Source organism: Lacipirellulaceae bacterium, from assembly GCA_040218535.1.
Lineage (GTDB): Bacteria > Planctomycetota > Planctomycetia > Pirellulales > Lacipirellulaceae > Adhaeretor.
Genome location: JAVJRG010000012.1, coordinates 1,452,188 through 1,469,588, shown reverse-complemented (window position 1 = coordinate 1,469,588; position 17,401 = coordinate 1,452,188). Strand labels below are relative to the sequence as shown.

The 17,401-nt window shown below is 55.6% G+C and carries 18 protein-coding genes; 9 read left to right on the top strand and 9 right to left on the bottom strand.

Annotation, left to right across the window (positions count from 1 at the left end):
* Positions 1 to 44: 44 nt before the first annotated feature.
* Complete coding sequence (locus tag RIB44_19800) at positions 45 to 458, bottom strand: RidA family protein (protein ID MEQ8618825.1); 414 nt, start codon at positions 456 to 458, stop codon at positions 45 to 47.
* Between the two features lie 24 nt (positions 459 to 482).
* A complete protein-coding gene (locus RIB44_19795; GenBank protein ID MEQ8618824.1) occupies positions 483 to 1,268 on the bottom strand; it encodes a hypothetical protein in 786 nt (261 codons plus the stop codon).
* A 308-nt stretch (positions 1,269 to 1,576) separates the two neighbouring features.
* Here RIB44_19795 and panB point away from each other — a divergent pair, with 308 nt between their 5' ends.
* Positions 1,577 to 2,392 carry a 3-methyl-2-oxobutanoate hydroxymethyltransferase gene (gene panB / locus RIB44_19790; protein ID MEQ8618823.1) on the top strand — a complete coding sequence of 272 codons (816 nt, stop codon included), beginning with the start codon at positions 1,577 to 1,579 and terminating at the stop codon, positions 2,390 to 2,392.
* Between the two features lie 99 nt (positions 2,393 to 2,491).
* On the opposite strand, the gene RIB44_19785 is transcribed toward panB, so the two are convergent.
* A complete protein-coding gene (locus RIB44_19785) occupies positions 2,492 to 2,896 on the bottom strand; it encodes a DUF393 domain-containing protein (protein MEQ8618822.1) in 405 nt (134 codons plus the stop codon).
* Between the two features lie 137 nt (positions 2,897 to 3,033).
* On the opposite strand from RIB44_19785, the gene RIB44_19780 reads away from it, so the two are divergent.
* The gene (locus tag RIB44_19780) at positions 3,034 to 4,689 is read left to right on the top strand and encodes a hypothetical protein (GenBank protein MEQ8618821.1); all 1,656 of its coding nucleotides are present in this window, start codon (positions 3,034 to 3,036) and stop codon (positions 4,687 to 4,689) included.
* 227 nt (positions 4,690 to 4,916) lie between these two features.
* On the opposite strand, the gene RIB44_19775 is transcribed toward RIB44_19780, so the two are convergent.
* The 4 genes from RIB44_19775 to RIB44_19760 all read right to left on the bottom strand — a co-directional run bounded on the left by RIB44_19775 (position 4,917) and on the right by RIB44_19760 (position 7,261).
* Positions 4,917 to 5,618, bottom strand: coding sequence for a hypothetical protein (locus RIB44_19775; GenBank protein MEQ8618820.1), 702 nt, complete (start codon positions 5,616 to 5,618; stop codon positions 4,917 to 4,919).
* 222 nt (positions 5,619 to 5,840) lie between these two features.
* A complete protein-coding gene (gene rpsI / locus RIB44_19770; GenBank protein MEQ8618819.1) occupies positions 5,841 to 6,239 on the bottom strand; it encodes a 30S ribosomal protein S9 in 399 nt (132 codons plus the stop codon).
* A gap of 58 nt (positions 6,240 to 6,297) precedes the next feature.
* Positions 6,298 to 6,735, bottom strand: coding sequence for a 50S ribosomal protein L13 (gene rplM, locus RIB44_19765; protein ID MEQ8618818.1), 438 nt, complete (start codon positions 6,733 to 6,735; stop codon positions 6,298 to 6,300).
* 232 nt (positions 6,736 to 6,967) lie between these two features.
* Complete coding sequence (locus RIB44_19760) at positions 6,968 to 7,261, bottom strand: hypothetical protein (GenBank protein ID MEQ8618817.1); 294 nt, start codon at positions 7,259 to 7,261, stop codon at positions 6,968 to 6,970.
* Positions 7,262 to 7,439: 178 nt separating this feature from the next.
* Here RIB44_19760 and ald point away from each other — a divergent pair, with 178 nt between their 5' ends.
* From ald to RIB44_19730, 6 genes are all read left to right on the top strand, one after another.
* Entirely contained in the window at positions 7,440 to 8,546 is a 1,107-nt protein-coding gene (gene ald / locus RIB44_19755) for an alanine dehydrogenase (protein MEQ8618816.1), read from the top strand.
* A gap of 158 nt (positions 8,547 to 8,704) precedes the next feature.
* A complete protein-coding gene (locus RIB44_19750; protein MEQ8618815.1) occupies positions 8,705 to 9,394 on the top strand; it encodes a hypothetical protein in 690 nt (229 codons plus the stop codon).
* A gap of 150 nt (positions 9,395 to 9,544) precedes the next feature.
* Positions 9,545 to 10,558: an S-methyl-5-thioribose-1-phosphate isomerase gene (gene mtnA / locus RIB44_19745; protein MEQ8618814.1), complete on the top strand. Its 1,014-nt coding sequence runs from the start codon at positions 9,545 to 9,547 to the stop codon at positions 10,556 to 10,558.
* Positions 10,559 to 10,630: 72 nt separating this feature from the next.
* Positions 10,631 to 12,310 (top strand): thiamine pyrophosphate-binding protein, encoded by a 1,680-nt coding sequence (locus tag RIB44_19740; GenBank protein ID MEQ8618813.1) that lies wholly within the window; start codon positions 10,631 to 10,633, stop codon positions 12,308 to 12,310.
* 97 nt (positions 12,311 to 12,407) lie between these two features.
* Positions 12,408 to 12,542: a hypothetical protein gene (locus tag RIB44_19735; GenBank protein MEQ8618812.1), complete on the top strand. Its 135-nt coding sequence runs from the start codon at positions 12,408 to 12,410 to the stop codon at positions 12,540 to 12,542.
* Positions 12,543 to 12,579: 37 nt separating this feature from the next.
* A complete protein-coding gene (locus tag RIB44_19730) occupies positions 12,580 to 13,419 on the top strand; it encodes an Lpg1974 family pore-forming outer membrane protein (protein ID MEQ8618811.1) in 840 nt (279 codons plus the stop codon).
* Positions 13,420 to 13,479: 60 nt separating this feature from the next.
* On the opposite strand, the gene RIB44_19725 is transcribed toward RIB44_19730, so the two are convergent.
* Complete coding sequence (locus tag RIB44_19725) at positions 13,480 to 14,658, bottom strand: hypothetical protein (GenBank protein MEQ8618810.1); 1,179 nt, start codon at positions 14,656 to 14,658, stop codon at positions 13,480 to 13,482.
* Between the two features lie 145 nt (positions 14,659 to 14,803).
* On the opposite strand from RIB44_19725, the gene RIB44_19720 reads away from it, so the two are divergent.
* Entirely contained in the window at positions 14,804 to 15,928 is a 1,125-nt protein-coding gene (locus tag RIB44_19720; GenBank protein MEQ8618809.1) for a hypothetical protein, read from the top strand.
* Here RIB44_19720 and glnA read toward each other — a convergent pair.
* Entirely contained in the window at positions 15,925 to 17,355 is a 1,431-nt protein-coding gene (gene glnA, locus RIB44_19715) for a type I glutamate--ammonia ligase (protein ID MEQ8618808.1), read from the bottom strand. The genes RIB44_19720 and glnA overlap by 4 nt on opposite strands.
* Positions 17,356 to 17,401: the final 46 nt, after the last annotated feature.

The following is a 17,401-nucleotide window of genomic DNA, read 5'->3' as shown; positions in this document are numbered from 1 at the left end:
ACCATTCGACACGCAACAGGGATGTGGCGAATATGCCCGATGAATCACTCCACCAGCGCATCGGCCTCAATTTCAATCAACGCCGCGTCGTCAATCAATCGCGTGACTTCCACGATGGTGGTCGCGGGGCGGATTTCGCCGAAGACTTCGCCGTGGACACCTGCGACTTCTTCCCAGCGGCTCACGTCAGTCACGTACATGCGGGTGCGATAGACCTGTTCGAGTTTTCCTCCCAGCGACTCGACCGCAGCTTTGATGATGTCAAGCGAGCGGCGCGTTTGCTCGGCGAGGGAGTCCGAGTAGGTACCGTCGGCATTGACACCCACGGTACCCGTGACAGCAAGCATGTTCCCAGAACGCACGGCGCGACTGTAGCCCATTTTGGGTTCCCACGCAGAACCGCTGCTTGCGCATTGACGACCGAAACGTTCGGTGACGGTGACGTTGATATCAGACATTTGGTTTCGTTTCCCTGTTATATGTTACAGCCCGAGCCCAACTTCAAGCTTCAATGGCAAAGGCTTGGTTTCGAGGTCTGTGTAGGTTTCCGCTTTCAATGTTGCTTTTTCGACCTTCTTCGCCAGTCGATAGTCAACCGCGATTTTTTTGCTGGCGCCGAAATTCATCGTCATCGTGCCGCCGGTTTTTGATTTGATCGGATTGCCCGCCTCGTCGAGGAAAACCAACTCCTTGATCTTATCGAATCCTCCAGCGTCGCTGGTCTGCAAAGTGACCGACAGGGGTTCGTCGCCCCAGTCGGGTTTACCAGCATCGGTCACCTCCACATTGATCCCGGCCAACTTGAACTTCGCGCCCTTGGCCAGCTTCGCCTCGACCTTTGACTCTGCGGTCTTGCCGCCTGTACTGACGAGCAGTTCACCGGTGACCAGCAACTTCTCCGTTCCCTTGGTCGGTAGCTTTTTGGCGTTTACGTCCAGGATTGCCCTCAAGCCGTCGTCGCTGACGTTGGGACTAAACATATGCTGTTCTTCTGCCGAGAGCGACTCGCCGCCTGCAGAAATCTTCGGCGGCTGCTTCGGATTAACCACAACATTGATGATCTTTCGTTTCTCAGACTGAACCATCACAGCAAGCTTCAACCCCGGCTGCATTCCCATCGCATAGGCTCCGTTGTATTTGCTTTCGGGGTCCTTCATCGCGATCGAGAGGCCTACGGCTTTCGCAGTGACCTCCGCTTGAGCGGCAGGAGAAAGGACGGTCGAGAGAGCGACTAGAGCGAAAGCGATCTTCACGGCAACAATCTTCATGATTGGGCTCCGCTGAGAAGGAGTGGAAGGTTCAAGTAGCCGAATTATGAGGAACGATGCCAACGACCACAAGCATTGCAGCGTTTCACTTTGAGCTTCGCATGCCACGAAGTTCTTACGGTCTGCAGTGCGAACACTGTTGGAATCTGGATTCCTCGGTCGGCGAGCCTCCCGTCGGAATGACACAATCGAAAAATATCCGTGTCATCCGTGCCCCGACCAGTCGGGATGGCCAACTTCCAGATCAGCATTCTCGGTAGACATCGACCACGTTGACTTAGAGGGCTCCGCTCGATTAGCCTGCACGCATGCCCAAAGATCAAAAAAACAGCAAGCCACGGCGTATTACCGTCCCGAAATTCTCGTCCTATAAGCAGAAAGGCGAGAAGCTCTCGATGATTACCGCCTACGACTACACGATGGGTCGCCTCGTCGATGCCGCGGGGGTCGAGGGCGTGCTGGTCGGCGATTCGATGTCGATGGTCGTCCAAGGACACGAAAATACACTGCCGGTCACGCTCGATGAGATGATCTATCACGCCGAGATGGTCGGTCGTGCGGTAGAACGGGCGCTCGTCGTCGTCGACATGCCGTTCCCGAGCTATCACCTTGGCGTCCATAAAGCGATCGAAAACGCCGGACGGATCCTCAAAGAGACGCGCTGCCAAGCCGTGAAGCTCGAGGGGGGAGTGGAGCAGGCGGAAGTGATCTCAGCGCTGGTCAAAGCGGGCATCCCCGTGATGGCCCACTGCGGCCTGCGACCGCAAAACGTTCATCAACTCGGCGGTTATCGAGTCCAACGAGATGAAGCGGCTCTCCTACACGATGCCAGAGCCGCCGCTGAGGCGGGCGCTTTCGCGATGGTGCTGGAGTGCATTCCCTCAAGCGTCGCCAAGAAGATCACCGAACTGGTCGACATCCCCACCATCGGGATCGGAGCCGGCCCCGACTGCGATGGTCAGGTGCTTGTGCTGAATGATGTACTCGGCTTGGCAAATGATTACGTGCCGCGGTTTGTGAAGAGCTACGCGAATCTAGGGGAGACGATTACCGACGCCGTGAAGCAATATCGGGACGAAGTTCGGGGCGGTCAGTTTCCAAGTGACCAACACGAGTACGAATAACGTTTAATTCTTGTCAACAAATTTCACGAATCGCACGAATCTTGGATAAGCGAATCCAACATCTCATTCGTGAAATTCGTGCCATTCGTTGATGAGAAACTACCGGTGCAACTTACAGGCATCGGTTTCGCATTCGGTGCCGCTCAGCCGATAGCGGTTCTTCGCTACCCAGCGATACAGCGGCTTCCAAAGCAACATGCTCCCTGGGAAGTGCAACAGTGGAGCCGCCCACCAGAGTCGCCTTAAGCGGCGGGTGAGGTACCGCAGGGCGTACGCTCCCCAATGTTGGCGACCCTCTCCATCGACGATGCACATTTCGTCGTAGAGTCGGTCTTTCTCAAGCTCAGGCCAGCGCTCGGCCACTTGCGGATCGTGCAGCGAGAGGTACGCCAGATGGCCCTGGCAGTCCCACCAGGGCAGCTTCGAGACGCCTGCCGTGCAGATGCCACATTGCCCATCGTAGAGCACCACGTCCGCCTGGGGGCGTTCTGTGGGCGACGGCAAGTGAGAATCCTTCGACATACAGCTGTATAAAAGCGTGATATGGGCTCAACGTGACGACTTAATGGAAGCGGCGTACAATGTAGCTACGCCTTTCGGTTATTTTAACCGCAACAGCCACCTCTACCCAACTGATCGCCATGGACGAAATTCGCTCCCAAGTCGCTAAGGCACAAGGCCGGCTCAATACGGAACTCTACCTCAAACGGCTGATCATTTGCTCACTTTTCGCATTTTCAGCCGTCGTCGTCGCCGTGGCGGTCCCCAAAGTGGTCGCCGTGGAAGGTCTGCCTGCGAACTTCGTCACATGGTGTTTCGGAAGTGCGGCAGGGTTGGGAATCGTTGCTTCGCTGATTTGGATGCTCGTGAGCCGTAAAGACGAACTCGATGCGGCTATTGAAATCGACACCCGCTACGATCTCCGCGAGCGCGTCGCCAGCACTCTGTCTCTACCCGAACAGTATCAAGACACTCCAGCAGGACAGGCATTACTCAACGATGCGGTGCGTGCTGTGAAGCGTGTCGAGGTCGATGAGAAGTTCGGCATCTCGCTAGGCAAGCGTCCCTGGTTGCCGCTGGTCCCAGCAGCACTGGCAATCGCGGTGGTGATGCTGTTCGACAATCAAGAAGCCCAGAGCACCGTCAACCCAACGGCCACGACCGAGCTAACCAAACAAGAGAAAGAGAATCTGGAAAAAACGCGCAAGCGTCTGGAAGAGCGACGCAAGAAGGCCGCCGAAGCGGGGCTCAAGGATGCGGAAGAACTGTTCCGCCAACTAGAGAAAGAATCAAAGGATCTTGAGGATGCCGGCAAAGATAAAGAAGGCCGTAAGAAGGCCCTCGTCAAGCTCAACGATCTGGCCAAACAACTCGAACAACGGCAAGAAAAAGTCGGCGGCCAGAAGGAACTGCAGAAGCAACTCAACAAGATGAAGGACTTCAACAAAGGCCCTGCCGACAAAATGGCCGACGCCATGAAGAAGGGCGACTTTAAGAAGGCCCAGCAGGAACTCAAGAAGCTGGCTGAAAAGGTCAAGAACGGCAAGCTCAGCGAAGAGGACAAGAAGCAACTTCAAGAGCAGCTCAAGCAGATGCAGCAGAAGCTGTCCAAAGCGGCAGAAGCCAAGAAGCAGGCTCAGGAGCAACTGAAGAAGCAGATCGAGCAAGCCAAGCGCGAAGGCAACACCGCCAAAGCTGGCCAGTTGCAACAGAAGCTCGACCAGATGCAGAAGCAAGCCCAGCAGAATCAGGCGATGCAGCAAATGGCCCAACAGATGCAAAAGGCCCAGCAGGCCATGCAGAAAGGCGATCAGCAAGCCGCGGCTGAAGCGATGAAGCAGATGCAGCAGCAGCTCGAACAAATGCAGCAGCAAATGGAAGAGGGCGACATGCTGCAAGCGATGATGGACGAACTGCAAATGACCAAAGACGCTCTCGGCTGCCAGCAATGCGAGGGTGGCGGCTGCCAAGCGTGCAACGGGGGCAAGGGCGGTAAGAAACCCAGCGACTCGAAAAACGCCAAAGGCGAGGGCCCCGGCGGCGGAACGCGGCCTGACGAAAAAGACGACGTCCGCTTCCGCGACTCACGCGTCCGACAAAACGTCGGCAAAGGTGCCGCGGTCATCGCCGGCGAAGCCAACGGTCCCAACATCCGTGGCGAAGTTGTCGAGCAACTCCGCCAGGAGATGCAATCCCAAGGCAGCGAGCCTGCTGATCCGCTGATTATGGAACAGTTGCCCAAGTCGCGGCGCGATCACGCGGAAGAGTATTTCAATACGCTGCGTGAGGGGCGGTGATTCTTTTTTGAACCGCCAAGGACGCGAAGAGCGCCAAGGTTTCGGCGCGATACGTGTTCGTGTGGTGGCGTTCTTTTTGGCCACGGATTGCACGGATGACACGGATTTGTTTTGATTCCTGTAATTCCGACAGGAGGCTTGCCGACCGAGGAATCTGAGTGGGACTCTGATTGTCTACCGTGGTACCGAGAGGATCTCGCCGAGACTTTGTTCGGCGTGCTGACCAGTTAATTTTGAGCCACGCGGCTTCGATGTTGGATTGCGAACGACATCAGGCTCGCAACGATCAGCATCGCTGTTGTAGGTTCTGGCACCGTCTCGAATCGATAGAAAGTAATCTGCGATGCTGAAGGAAAGCGAGCAACATCTAGGGAGATTTGTGTCACGTTCTCAAAATCGACACGCGGATAACGATCGAACGGCAATACGATTCTTGTCCGGCCGCCCGGTAATGGCTGCGTATCAAAGTTACTGAAAGCTGGATTATCGGTTCCACTGGGTGAGCTAACGATAACCCGTGCAAGTGGCACACGATCTAGATTGGTTTCGTACTCCAACAGAAAGGCATTCGCTCCATTGGCAGTCAGGTCTATGTTCAAAGGCAAGGAAGTTGAACCATAAGAAATATCGAAGTAGCCAATGAAGGTATTCGCGTGAGGTCCGGTTTCAAATACAAGTTGACTTTCTTCCGCCTGAATTTCCAGTGTTTGAATGGGGCTGCCGCTGCTCCCCACGCTAATTGATCTGACACCGCCAATGACGTTCGTAGGGTTCAACCCCAACTGCTCGGCCATGCCAGGATCAACTCCCGTTCTCTCGACAGTGATCGGCCCAACAGAAAAATCGTCGATGACAATTGCTGCGACAGGCTCAGCGTAGAAAATAAGAACTAAGGCCGCAGACAGATAATTTCCAATCTTCGAAGCCATCATAAGTACACTCCGGAAGTAATTGGTGAGGTGACGCTGGTGTCGGTGCCGCCCTGATAATAGCAGCAGAGCCGAAGAGCCTCAAATGTTGAGAGCTTACACCATCTAATCCCCCATATCCCCAACCTTGGCGCTCTTCGCGTCCTTGGCGGTTCAAAAAAGAAAACCCACGGCTCGCGCCGTGGGCTCGTGCGTCTCTGAAGTTGTTCCCTGAGCCAGCGATTAACGCTTGGAGAACTGTGTGCCGCGGCGGGCGCCGTGGAGGCCGGGTTTCTTGCGTTCTTTCATGCGGCTGTCGCGGGTGAGGAAGCCCTTTTCGCGGAGCTTCTCGGCGAGGTCGCTGTCGTGCTTCAGCAGAGCACGGGCGATCCCTTGCATGCAGGCGCCAGCTTGGCCGGTGGTGCCGCCGCCGTGAACGCGGATGACAACATCAACCGAGTCCTTCACCTCGCAGTGCAGCAGCGGAGCGAGCACCGCATTGCGGTCTTGCTCGACCTTGAAGAACTCGTCGAGTTCCTTCTTGTTGATCAACAACTTGCCGCTGCCTTCGCGAATGCGAACACGAGCGACAGAAGTCTTGCGACGACCAGTACCAAGGGCTTCTTCAATTGCGACTGCCATACGGTGATTCCTGCTGATTCGTTTTTGGAACGCCACGGAGGACGTTCTCTACAGTGATTTATTTTGAAGCCAACTCGGTTGGCTCGGGATTCTGGGCTTGATGCTCGTGGGTCGGGCCGGCGTAAATTTTCAGCTTGCTAAGCATCTGCCGTCCCAGCTTGCTCTTGGGCAGCATGCGGCGGACCGCTTCGCGGAGAATCATCTCTGGCTTCTTTTCCAGACGGTCTTCCGCCGTGATCGTGCGTTGCTGTGGGTAGCCGGTGTACCAGGCGTACTTCTTTTGCTCCCATTTCTTGCCGGTAAATTTCACCTTCTCCGCATTCACGACCACGATGTAGTCGCCGGTATCGATGTGCGGCGTATAGGTGGGGCGGTGCTTGCCCATCAGGATGACGGCAATCTCGCTCGCCAGCCGACCGACGATCTTGTCCTCTGCATCCACCAGCAGCCATTTGCGGTCGATCGTGCCGTTTTCAAAATCCCGGGGCCGGGCCATGTACGTTTTCATAGAATTGCTGCTTCTGTCTAATAGCGGGGCCACAGCTTACGCCTGGAAACTGTTGCGAATCGATCAAAATAGCCAAATTCGAGCCCGATGACAAGCGTGGGGAGGCGTTCAGAGAGCGAAATTTCCTCGCCATGATGCCCTCAGAATCGTCATTTCGCCGCTGAGCTTGCTCCGCGATCCGAATGCCAGCGCGGAGCAAGCTCACGCGGCGAACCTCGTGTTATTCGCTTAATTCGTGGTTCGAGACTTCGCTCTTTTGCTGCTGATTGCGGAGCTTTCTCGAGCGAGCCCCCATTGCCAGCAGCCACATTACGAGGAAGAACCCGCTGCAGAAGAGCATCACGCCGCCCCGCCGCCAGTCGAAGCTAGGGGTCTTGTTGTCGAGCCCAAGAAACGATCCCAAGGCCAGCAATCCGCCCCAACCGGCAATGATGCCGAACGTTATCCAGGTAAGGAGGCGACTGTCTCCTGGGGGCGGGGCTCCTGGCGGTGCGGGTTGCGGGGGTTGGGCCATGGCGACGGATATCGTGGTTGCTAAGGCGAGATTCAGTGCACGCGGTGATTTGCGCACATTCTTTTGCGCTTCGTGTCGTGCAGTAGGAACTGCCTTCTGTGATAAACTGCCCGACACACGCGAGATTAACGTTAATCGTACCAACCGCCCAATCTAGCACCGACTGTAAGGCTTCGCCATGATCGTAGGAGTTCCCCGTGAAATTAAGCAGGATGAGTACCGCGTGGCAATGCTTCCCGTGGGTGTCGAGGAACTGACTCGTCGCGGTCACACGGTCCTGGTGGAAGCGGGGGCAGGACTGGGCTCGGGGCTCCCAGATCACGACTATCTCCGCTCCGGTTGCGAGATGGTTGCCACGCCAGAAGAAGTTTTCGAACGGTCTGATCTGGTCGTCAAGGTGAAGGAACCAATGCCTCCCGAATGGCCACTGTTGCGCGACGGACAGGCCTTGTTCACCTACTTCCACTTTGCTGCGGATGAGGAACTGACAAAGTCGGTCCTTTCCAGCGGCGCGACGGCCATCGCCTACGAAACACTCTCGGACGCGAAGGGCCAATTGCCGCTGCTAACGCCGATGAGCGAAGTTGCTGGTCGGATGAGTATTCAAGAAGGAGCAAAGTATCTCGAACGCCCGCAGATGGGCCGGGGGATTTTGCTCGGCGGTGTGCCTGGGGTGGCACCGGCGAATATCCTCGTTCTCGGCGGCGGAATCGTGGGAGCGAACGCGGCCAAGATCGCTGCTGGCTTTAACGCGAACGTGGCGATTCTCGATATCAACGTGGATCGACTGCGTTACCTCTCAGACGTGATGCCGCCGAATGTCGATTGCCTGTTCAGCGACCGTCACACGATCAACGAGCAACTTGAACGTGCTGACCTCGTGGTCGGAGCCGTGCTGATCCCCGGAGCCAAGGCACCGCGTCTGATTACGAATGAACACTTGAAAGGGATGAAACCGGGCAGCGTGATTATCGACGTGGCGATCGATCAAGGGGGCTGTATTGAAACGAGCCGTCCCACTTCGCACAGCGATCCGACCTACATTGTGGATGAAGTGGTACACTACTGCGTGACCAACATGCCCGGGGCCGTGGGGCGTACCAGCACGTTCGCGCTCTGCAACGTGACGCTCCCGTGGGTGATCCAACTTGCAGAAAAAGGGATCGAGGCCGCTGCAAAGGAGTTGCCTCCCATCGCGAAAGCGATCAACATGCACGCAGGAAAGGTGACGAATCGAGCGGTGGCGGAGACGTTTGGGTTGGAATTGGCGGAGATAGGTTCATAGTTCCGCCTTGAGGCGGCCTCGATTAAGCGTTGCGTTCTCCAAGCGAATCGTAACCCGAAGCGTAAGCGAGAGAATATCGTCTTTTTGGCGTGACCCCTCGCTTACGCTTCGGGTATTGATTCGTTGAAAGATTTCTCATCTAGCTTGAAAGTCCCACTATGCTCGTCAATCTGCTGATTGGTATTCTCGTAGTCGGCATACTCGTCTTCGCGGTCGTCTCAGTCGCGGGCAGCAAGTCGGTTTTGGCTCTCAGAGAAGCCACGGTAACCCCAATGCCGGACGATGTTGCCAGCACGTACTTTCTGCCTCCCCGGGCGGGCGGCGTCGCCGATCCGTTGACGGTCGAGAACCTTGGCTTCCAGCCCGTGGGGGCCTACAAGATGACCGGCGGTGCAGGGCCGACCGTGATCGTCGCTTGGCGGAAACCGGAGGAGGACACCTTTCTCTGTATCTATCAGGTGACCGTTCAGGAGACGACTCAAGAAGCGACCGACTACGTCACGCTCAGCCAGGAAGGTGGCATGCTAACCACGGGATCAAATAAAGGGGGCCAACTTCTCCCGAGCAGTAAGCGCGGACACTATCTTCAGACCTTCGAAACTTTCTCGCTAAGCGAACTTTGGAAAAAGCACGAAGCCGGATTGGCGACCTTGAAGAAAAGCACTGGCTTTGTTCCCAGACATCCCGCGGGCAAGTTGCACGAAATCATCGCCGAATCAATTCATCAGCAAGTTGCAGCCGTTGAACAAATCCCACTTTGGAAGCTCAAGTTGCCGTTCTGGTTTTTCATCCGTCAGAACGTACGGCACAACAAGTCGATCAAGAAACTGTACGGCGATTTGGCGTAAGATTTTTTGTAGCGTTTTGCCGTAGAACGAGACACTCCCTCCACCAAGACTATTCCACGCGGAGCGTGGAGTTACAGTAACACCACGCTCCGCGTGGTGAGTCCTGGCAAGAAAGCGCCACTCCTCACCATGTAGGCGAAACAGCACCAGATGCCCACTTCACCTCCAACACTTCAATGGATCGGCAACGCCAATGGCCATTTGCGGATGATCGACCAAACAAAGCTGCCAATCGAGTTGGTCGAAATCGATTGCACAACGGTCGAAGAAGTCTGGCAGGCGATCAAGCGACTTTCCGTACGAGGTGCCCCAGCGATTGGTGTGGCTGCGGCTTACGGCGTGTGCCTGGCAGCCAAATCGGAAAGTCAGACCGAAATTGAAAAGGCCTGCGACTATTTGGCGACCAGTCGGCCCACGGCTGTGAATCTGTTTTGGGCGCTGGATCGCATGCGTGCAGTTGCTCAGCGTGACTGCCGACGCGAATCGCTGCTCGCCGAAGCCCGTGCCATTCATGAAGAAGACGCTCAGATGTGCTTGGCGATTGGTCGCAACGGTGCTGACCTGCTCGCACCGTTGTTCAAAGATGCCAATAATGAACCTGTTGGTATTCTTACCCACTGCAACGCGGGAGCTTTGGCCACGGGCGGAGAAGGAACGGCTCTTTCGGTGATCTTCGAGTTGGCCCGCCGTCGTTCCATCCACGTTTGGGTCGATGAGACACGCCCGCTCCTCCAAGGCAGCCGCCTGACGGCGTGGGAGCTCACACAACGGGGGATTCCCTGCACACTCATCTGCGACAACATGGCGGGCCATGTCATGCAGCAGGGCAGGGTACAAGCCGTGGTTACCGGGGCGGATCGCATTGCCGCCAATGGTGATGCGGCAAACAAAATCGGCACGTATGCCGTGGCGACGCTGGCGAAGGCGCACGACGTTCCCTTCTACATCGCAGCACCAACCAGCACGATCGACTCCAAACTTGCTGACGGGTCGAAGATTCCCATTGAAGAGCGCGACGATTCCGAAGTGACCAACGGTTTTGGGCGAGCAACCGCTCCCGAGGGCGTGAGCGTCTACAACCCAGCTTTTGACGTGACCCCGGCGGAGTTGATCAGTGGGTGGATAACTGAGAAGTGTGGGATGGAGGAATTCGCGGTCCAATAGCCGCTTTTGATTTCGCGCCGCCCTCTTGTAGAATTCACACAGCCTGTGTGACCCCAACAAGGAGGATGTCGCGTGTCTGTTCTGCCAGCCGAAACCCTCTCCATCGGCCAATACCTCATCCAGCGGCTGCAAGACTACAGCATCGCCGACGCTTTTGGCATCCCGGGCGACTACGTGTTGTCGTTCTACACGATGCTCGAAGAGAGTTCAATCAATACGATCGGCTGCACGCGGGAGGACTGTGCTGGGTTTGCGGCAGATGCTTATGCTCGGGTGAATGGGATGGGAGCGCTGTGCGTCACCTATTGCGTCGGCGGCTTGAGCGTTTGCAATTCGATCGCGGGAGCTTACGCGGAGAAGTCGCCCGTGGTAATGATTACTGGCTCGCCCGGACTGCGTGAAAGGGTGCATAATCCATTGCTTCATCACATGGTGCGCGACTTTCGCACGCAGTACGACGTGTTTGAAAAACTCTGCATCGCGGGGACGGAGATCAACGACCCGCAGACCGCTTTTCGCGAGATCGATCGCGTGTTGGCCGCCTGCCAACGCTTCAAACGGCCTGTCTATCTGGAGATCCCTCGGGACATGGTCCATGTTGTGCCAGGCACGGCCGCCCCAGCACCGCAGCCTGAACCAATCAGCAATCCGCAAGTGCTGGCCGAAGCGGTCAAGGAAGCCGCGGCACGGATCGACGCTGCCAAGCAGCCTGTCTTATTGCTGGGCGTTGAAGTCCATCGCTTTGGTCTACAAGACGAAGTGCTACGTCTTGCCGAGAAAGCACAGATTCCGATGGCCGCGACGATGCTCGGGAAAGGGGTCGTCGCGGAGACGCACCCGCTCTACATGGGACTGTACGAAGGAGCTCTCGGACGACAGGAGGTGACGAAGTATGTCGAGGCGAGCGACTGCGTCGTGATGCTCGGTACCTTCATGACTGACATCAACCTGGGCATCTACACGGCGGAACTGAGCATCGGCGATTGCATCTACGCCACCAGCGAACAACTGCGGATCCGCCATCACCACTATCATGACATTCGCTTGCAGGACTTTATTGGCGGCCTCTCAAAAGCGGAGCTCTCGCGCCGTGATGCAACTGAAGCCCCCACCGACTGGGAACCTGAGCCTTACGTTTTGGAGAAAGACGCGGCGATCACCGTCTCTAGGATGATTCGCCGCCTGGATGAACAGTTAGCCCTTGATGAGGCTCGCGACACGGTCGTCGTCGCGGACATCGGCGACGCCCTGTTCGCTTCGACGGAGTTGACCACTCATGGCCGCTCGGAGTTTCTCAGTCCGGCTTACTACACCTCGATGGGATTTGCCGTGCCAGCTTCGCTGGGCGTACAAACCGCTCGGCCCAAAGCGCGGGTCGTTGCCATCGTTGGCGATGGGGCCTTCCAAATGACAGGGATGGAGTTGTCGAGTTTGGTACGTGGCGGGCTGCCGGTTATCGTCATCGTGCTGGACAACGGCGGCTACGGAACAGAACGGCTTTTGCACCCGGGCGAATACGAATTCAACGACGTCCACAGCTGGCAGCATCACAAGCTCCCAGAAGTGCTTGGCGGGGGCCGTGGCTATGACGTTCGCACCGAAGGCGAATTCGACGTGGCGCTCTCAGAAGCTTGGACGGAAACCTCGCAGCCTAGCATCCTGCAGGTACATCTCTCTGAGGAGGATTGCAGCCGTTCGCTGGAGCGTCTGGCGGCCATGATGAGCAAGACAGTCGTGCAAGAAGGGCAGTAGAAGCAGGTTTTCGGTTCTCAGCACGACGCGAGCATCGCGGCTAAATTCTTGCTAGATAAACTTTGTTGGTTTTTCGGGCTCGTAGGATTGCTCCGAAATGTCCACCTCGCCGGTTTGCTTTCAACGCTTCCAAGCCGGAATGTCGAGTTCTGATGATGTGCGGGTTTCCGAGGAGCGGAGCCGGCACGAGCACCACGGATCGGTGCTGACGAACAACTCACTCATGGATTAGCTACCGAAATAGTTGATCTAGGCGGAAAGGATTTCCCATGCGCACAAAAGTGCTTTCTCTCGCGTTATGCAGTTTGCTGACGTCCGTTGCCGCTGCCGACGAAGGTTGGTATGCCAACATCGACATGCTGTTCATTGCCCCAAAGATTAGCGATCAGGGCGTGACGAACATCTTCTATTACGGGGACCTTCCTTCAGTCACCTCGCAAAGGGGCTCGATCGAGTCGCCTCTGGAATTTGCCCAGCGTGTGAATCTCGGTTACGAGGGTGACGGCGGCGGGGGCTTACGGGTTCGTTGGTTCACCTTCGACAATAATCTCGATTATGTCGGTGAAGTGGAAGAAGGCGGACCTCCAATCACCTTGGCGGGCCAGATCAATTTGGACGTTGACGCAATCGACTCTGAATTGACCCAACGAGGTAACTTCGAGAATTGGGATTGGAGAGTCTCAGGCGGTGCCCGTTATGCTCGTGTCAGCTTGCGTGAAGAGGCTATCAACTTCGAGGACCTCTCTGACATTGTTTGGTTCGGAAGCACCGGCGTTGAATTTGAGGGGGCCGGCCCAACATTCTCCGCGGAAGGAAATCGCCCAATCATCTTCGATGGGCTCTCTGTTTTCGCTCGTGCTCGGACGGCACTCTTGTTCGGCCAAACCGACGTTTGGAGTGCTTTTGAAGGAGGCGGACGCTATCGTATCCATAACGAATTCGTTCAGGTTTGGGAGTTCCAACTAGGCTTAGAGTCGGAACGTGAGTACGAATCGTTCGACCTCGTGAGTGGCATTTTCTGGGAAGCCCAGCGTTGGGATAGCGACTCCGGCTTTCTCGGCGACTTGGCCTTCCACGGCTTCGGAGCACGCTTCGGTATCGAATACTAAGAAACTCTTCGGCAGACAAACGAAAAGCACGCTCCGCCAACGTTGGTGGAGCGTGCTTTTTTACTTTGGCTCTGAAAGAACGGAACGAAACTTACCGCGATTGTGCTCTTGAATGAGCCGAGTAATCACCTCATCGGCGAAACCGTCTTCGGCAATGTCCAGCGGGTCCCACGATCCCTCACACCAAAGGTACGCAGCCGTAATCGGATTGTCGCTAACCTTTTTGGCTATCATCGGGTCAGAAAGATAGTCGAGTAGAGCTTCATGGTAGTTGGTGCGTAACTCTCGCAGTTCTGGCTGTTCCCAAGGATTCAGCCTCGGATCGGCACTCCCTTCCCATGGTGTCGCAGCTGCATCGATAGTGGATGCCGCAACGGGCGAATCGGCACTTCCCCCTCCTAAAGCCACTTCACTCAAATGGAGGGGCATTGATTTGGGGACCTGGACTCTCTTCTCCTTCAACTCTCGCAGAAAGTTGGCCTTGGATGCGGCGAAGTGCGTCGCTCTCGCCGGCGGCTCGAAAGGGCGGTAGTGCGAAAATCCTAGAAAATCGCACTGCTGAATGAAGGCTTGGACTTGCGCGCTATGTGAAGGTTCAGCTTTGCCATCGACTTCGCTGAAGTTCAAGGAGACACCAATGCGAACGTTCTTAAGCCGTTGCTCTTGCCGCATCTGCTTCAAGATGGCCAGGTAGGAATCGGGGTAGAGAAACAGGCTACGGCCCATTTCGCCGCTGAGAGCAAAGTGAACCTCTTCTTCGTCGTAGCCTGATCGACTCAGAGCCAAGAGTAGCGACTCGATTATTGCTTGATCGTAGCTGAAACCTTTGTAAAACCTCAACGGATCGAAGTCGTAATGATTCCGCCAATCGTAATTCTCGCCGGCACTATCGAGGTGGGGCAGAAGGCTGAGCCTCAATCCCAATCGCTTGGCCTCACGACAAATAGCAAGCAGCTCGGCTCGAAAGCTGTTGAGAATGTCATCGCTCAAAGAGCGATAACGGCCTTTTCTCACGAATCCGTAGCTAAGGACTCGCCCCTCGGAGTCGATCTCGCATCTCAGCGAAACAACGAGGTTCACTTCCTGAAACCCGAGCTTCGCCACTTTTCGTAGTTGTTCGATACCGCTGCGATGGTGCGGCTTGTTGATCAACAGCACGCTCGGGCAGAGCGGCACACTTTGCCCGTGGCAAGTCGCGGGGCAGACGGCAATCAGCAGTAGGGAGATGCGAAGGATCATCCTGAAAAGATAGCTTATTCATCAGGCCAACACTCCTTGCTCAATTCCCTACTCAAGCAAATCGCTTTTTGTAGTAACAACTGCACCAAACGACGGCCTAACGAATCATGACAGCCAATCCACTCCCTAAAACAGGAAGAATCTTGTGCGTACTCTCTCTCGATGCTTTCTACTCGTCTCAGTGATCTGCATCATCCCCGAATTCGCGATGGCTGCTAGCGTCTCCCTCACACGCTCGGTTCGTGAAGTCACCCCAGAGGAAATTGCCGCAGGTGCGCCGGATGGAGGCTTTGTCCACGACTTCTTTCTCACCTCCGCGACCGACATGCTCAGCTTTAGCAAGGTCATGGTAAACGCACCACTATTCAGTCACGAACTCGCATCGCACACAGAAGCTCCCGTTGCTGAACTGGATGTGATGTCCCCGTCAGTTTCTGCTCACTCATTCATTACAAGTACCGGCAATACGGGCGTGGCCGGTGCTGATTTCGCTTTAGACAGTGGGATGCGTGCGTACTTTGATACGGCCATCCTTGGGGCGAGCGAGGGTTTTCACTTTGCCCGTCTGACGACAAACGAAACAGGGACTTTCAGTGGAAGAGTCTCTGTGCGTGGCTATCACGAGGACCAACCGGACAACGGCTTTGTCTACTTGCCTTTTGAATTCGACCTGACGACTTCTTTCGAGTTCCAGATGACGGAATATTCTTTGGAATATCTCTTGGAGCCCCCTGCACGACCTGAACCTGTGGTCGAGGTCACGCCCGAAATCGAACCGATCATCCCAGACCTACCCTTGAGCGATCTGGATCCCGCTTGTGAAGAAGGCTCCGCAGGCCATGAACCGACTCTCGCTGAGACGGAATCAGAAGAGACAGAACTTGAGAGTCCGGCAATCATCACCACGGTTGGCGGAGGAGCTAGCGAGCAGGACATCCCCCTCGAAGACGACTCCCAAGGCATCTTCGATGTTACCGAAATTAAGGGCAACGATTCGACAGCTGATTCAGGTGATACAGATCTCGATTTCAATACGACCCCAACCGGAAGACAGATACTTACGACGGGAGTCTATCTAGTCGACTATGTCGATGCTGATTTCATTGCAATCACCGACAGCCTCTCTCTTTTCAACACTACGATCATTCGACTCAACGATTCGAGCCAACAGTTGCCTGAACCGAGTTCGCTGCTGACAATCTCCTCGTTTTGCTGTCTGCTTGGTTGCTCTCGCACGAGGCGTAAGCCGCTAATCTCTAGTGACGATTAGACGTTGTAATAGAGACAGAACTCATATGGATGCGGCCTGAGGGCCAGAGCATCCACTTCGTTCTCTTTCTTGTACGAAAGCCAAGTGTTGATCACGTCTTGTGTGAAGACGTCCCCACGGAGTAGGAACTCGTGATCTCGTGAGAGTGCCTCCAATGCTTCGGCGAGCGATGCCGGTGCTTTGGGGACATTTGCTAGCTCCTCAGGCTCGAGGTCGTAAATATCCTTATCGAGCGGATCTCCCGGGTGGATCTTATTCTGGATTCCATCGAGGGCTGCCATCATCAAAGCGCTGAAAGCCAGGTAGGGATTGCTACTAGGATCAGGGCAGCGGAACTCGATCCGCTTTGAACGCGGATTTGGGCTATACATCGGAATACGACAAGCGGCCGAACGGTTCCGTTGCGAATAGGCTAAGTTCACGGGCGCTTCATAACCGGGAACGAGACGCTTGTAGCTATTCGTCGTGGGGTTCGTAAACGCCAGCAGTGCAGGGGCATGCTTGAGGATACCTCCGATGGCATAGAGCGCTTCTTCGCTAAGCCCGGCGTAGCTGTTGCCACCGAACAACGGATGATCGCCATTCCAAAAGGAGATGTGCGTATGCATTCCTGAACCGTTGTCACCGAAAATCGGCTTTGGCATAAAGGTGACGGTCTTCTCGTGCTTGTTAGCGACGTTCTTCACGATGTACTTGTAGAGGCACATGTCGTCAGCCATCGAGACGAGGTCGTTGAACCGCAGGTCGATCTCAGCTTGCCCGCCAGTGGCCACTTCGTGATGCTGGCATTCGACGTCTAACCCGCAGTCGATCATGGTCTGCATCATCTCGTTGCGTAGATCGTGCAACTGATCAGAAGGTGGACAGGGAAAGTAGCCTTCCTTGTGGCGGATTTGATTTCCCTTATCGTTCTCAGCAAGTAACAGCGGGTAATCGCCACCCCGGTTCCACTCACCCTCCGAGCTATCGACCCGGTAATGTCCACTGTGTGCGTTTTGGTCGAACTGGACCGAATCGAAGATAAAAAATTCCGCCTCGGGACCGATCAGGCAACGATCGGCTATCCCTGTACTCTTCAAATAGTTGGCCGCCTTGCGGGCGATATTGCGAGGATCGCGCGTGTACTCCTCGCGAGTAATAGGGTCCTGCACGTTGCAAATCATTGAGAGCGTTGGAAGTTCCGGAAACGGATCAAGCCGTGCCGTCTCGCTCTGGGGAACAAGCAGCATGTCGCTCTCGTTAATGGCCTGCCAGCCACGGATGCTACTTCCGTCAAAGCCGAGACCACCTTCGAAAACTTCCTCGTCGAGCTTCTCCACAGGAATCGTGAAGTGCTGCCAAGTGCCAGGCAAATCGGTAAAGCGAAGATCAACCGCTTTGATCCCTTCTTCACGGCAAAGAGCGAGGACATCTTGTGGAGTGTTCATGGCGTGGCTCGGATAAAGTCGAAGCGGTAACGTAGGGTACTGCCGA

What these genes read in the sequence shown, in the direction of transcription:
- RIB44_19800 (MEQ8618825.1), bottom strand. Translation starts at nt 458, where the DNA reads ATGTCTGATATCAACGTCACCGTCACCGAACGTTTCGGTCGTCAATGC.
- RIB44_19795 (MEQ8618824.1), bottom strand. Translation starts at nt 1,268, where the DNA reads ATGAAGATTGTTGCCGTGAAGATCGCTTTCGCTCTAGTCGCTCTCTCG.
- panB (MEQ8618823.1), top strand. Translation starts at nt 1,577, where the DNA reads ATGCCCAAAGATCAAAAAAACAGCAAGCCACGGCGTATTACCGTCCCG.
- RIB44_19780 (MEQ8618821.1), top strand. Translation starts at nt 3,034, where the DNA reads ATGGACGAAATTCGCTCCCAAGTCGCTAAGGCACAAGGCCGGCTCAAT.
- RIB44_19775 (MEQ8618820.1), bottom strand. Translation starts at nt 5,618, where the DNA reads ATGGCTTCGAAGATTGGAAATTATCTGTCTGCGGCCTTAGTTCTTATT.
- rpsI (MEQ8618819.1), bottom strand. Translation starts at nt 6,239, where the DNA reads ATGGCAGTCGCAATTGAAGAAGCCCTTGGTACTGGTCGTCGCAAGACT.
- rplM (MEQ8618818.1), bottom strand. Translation starts at nt 6,735, where the DNA reads ATGGCCCGGCCCCGGGATTTTGAAAACGGCACGATCGACCGCAAATGG.
- RIB44_19760 (MEQ8618817.1), bottom strand. Translation starts at nt 7,261, where the DNA reads ATGGCCCAACCCCCGCAACCCGCACCGCCAGGAGCCCCGCCCCCAGGA.
- ald (MEQ8618816.1), top strand. Translation starts at nt 7,440, where the DNA reads ATGATCGTAGGAGTTCCCCGTGAAATTAAGCAGGATGAGTACCGCGTG.
- RIB44_19750 (MEQ8618815.1), top strand. Translation starts at nt 8,705, where the DNA reads ATGCTCGTCAATCTGCTGATTGGTATTCTCGTAGTCGGCATACTCGTC.
- mtnA (MEQ8618814.1), top strand. Translation starts at nt 9,545, where the DNA reads ATGCCCACTTCACCTCCAACACTTCAATGGATCGGCAACGCCAATGGC.
- RIB44_19735 (MEQ8618812.1), top strand. Translation starts at nt 12,408, where the DNA reads ATGTCCACCTCGCCGGTTTGCTTTCAACGCTTCCAAGCCGGAATGTCG.
- RIB44_19730 (MEQ8618811.1), top strand. Translation starts at nt 12,580, where the DNA reads ATGCGCACAAAAGTGCTTTCTCTCGCGTTATGCAGTTTGCTGACGTCC.
- RIB44_19725 (MEQ8618810.1), bottom strand. Translation starts at nt 14,658, where the DNA reads ATGATCCTTCGCATCTCCCTACTGCTGATTGCCGTCTGCCCCGCGACT.
- glnA (MEQ8618808.1), bottom strand. Translation starts at nt 17,355, where the DNA reads ATGAACACTCCACAAGATGTCCTCGCTCTTTGCCGTGAAGAAGGGATC.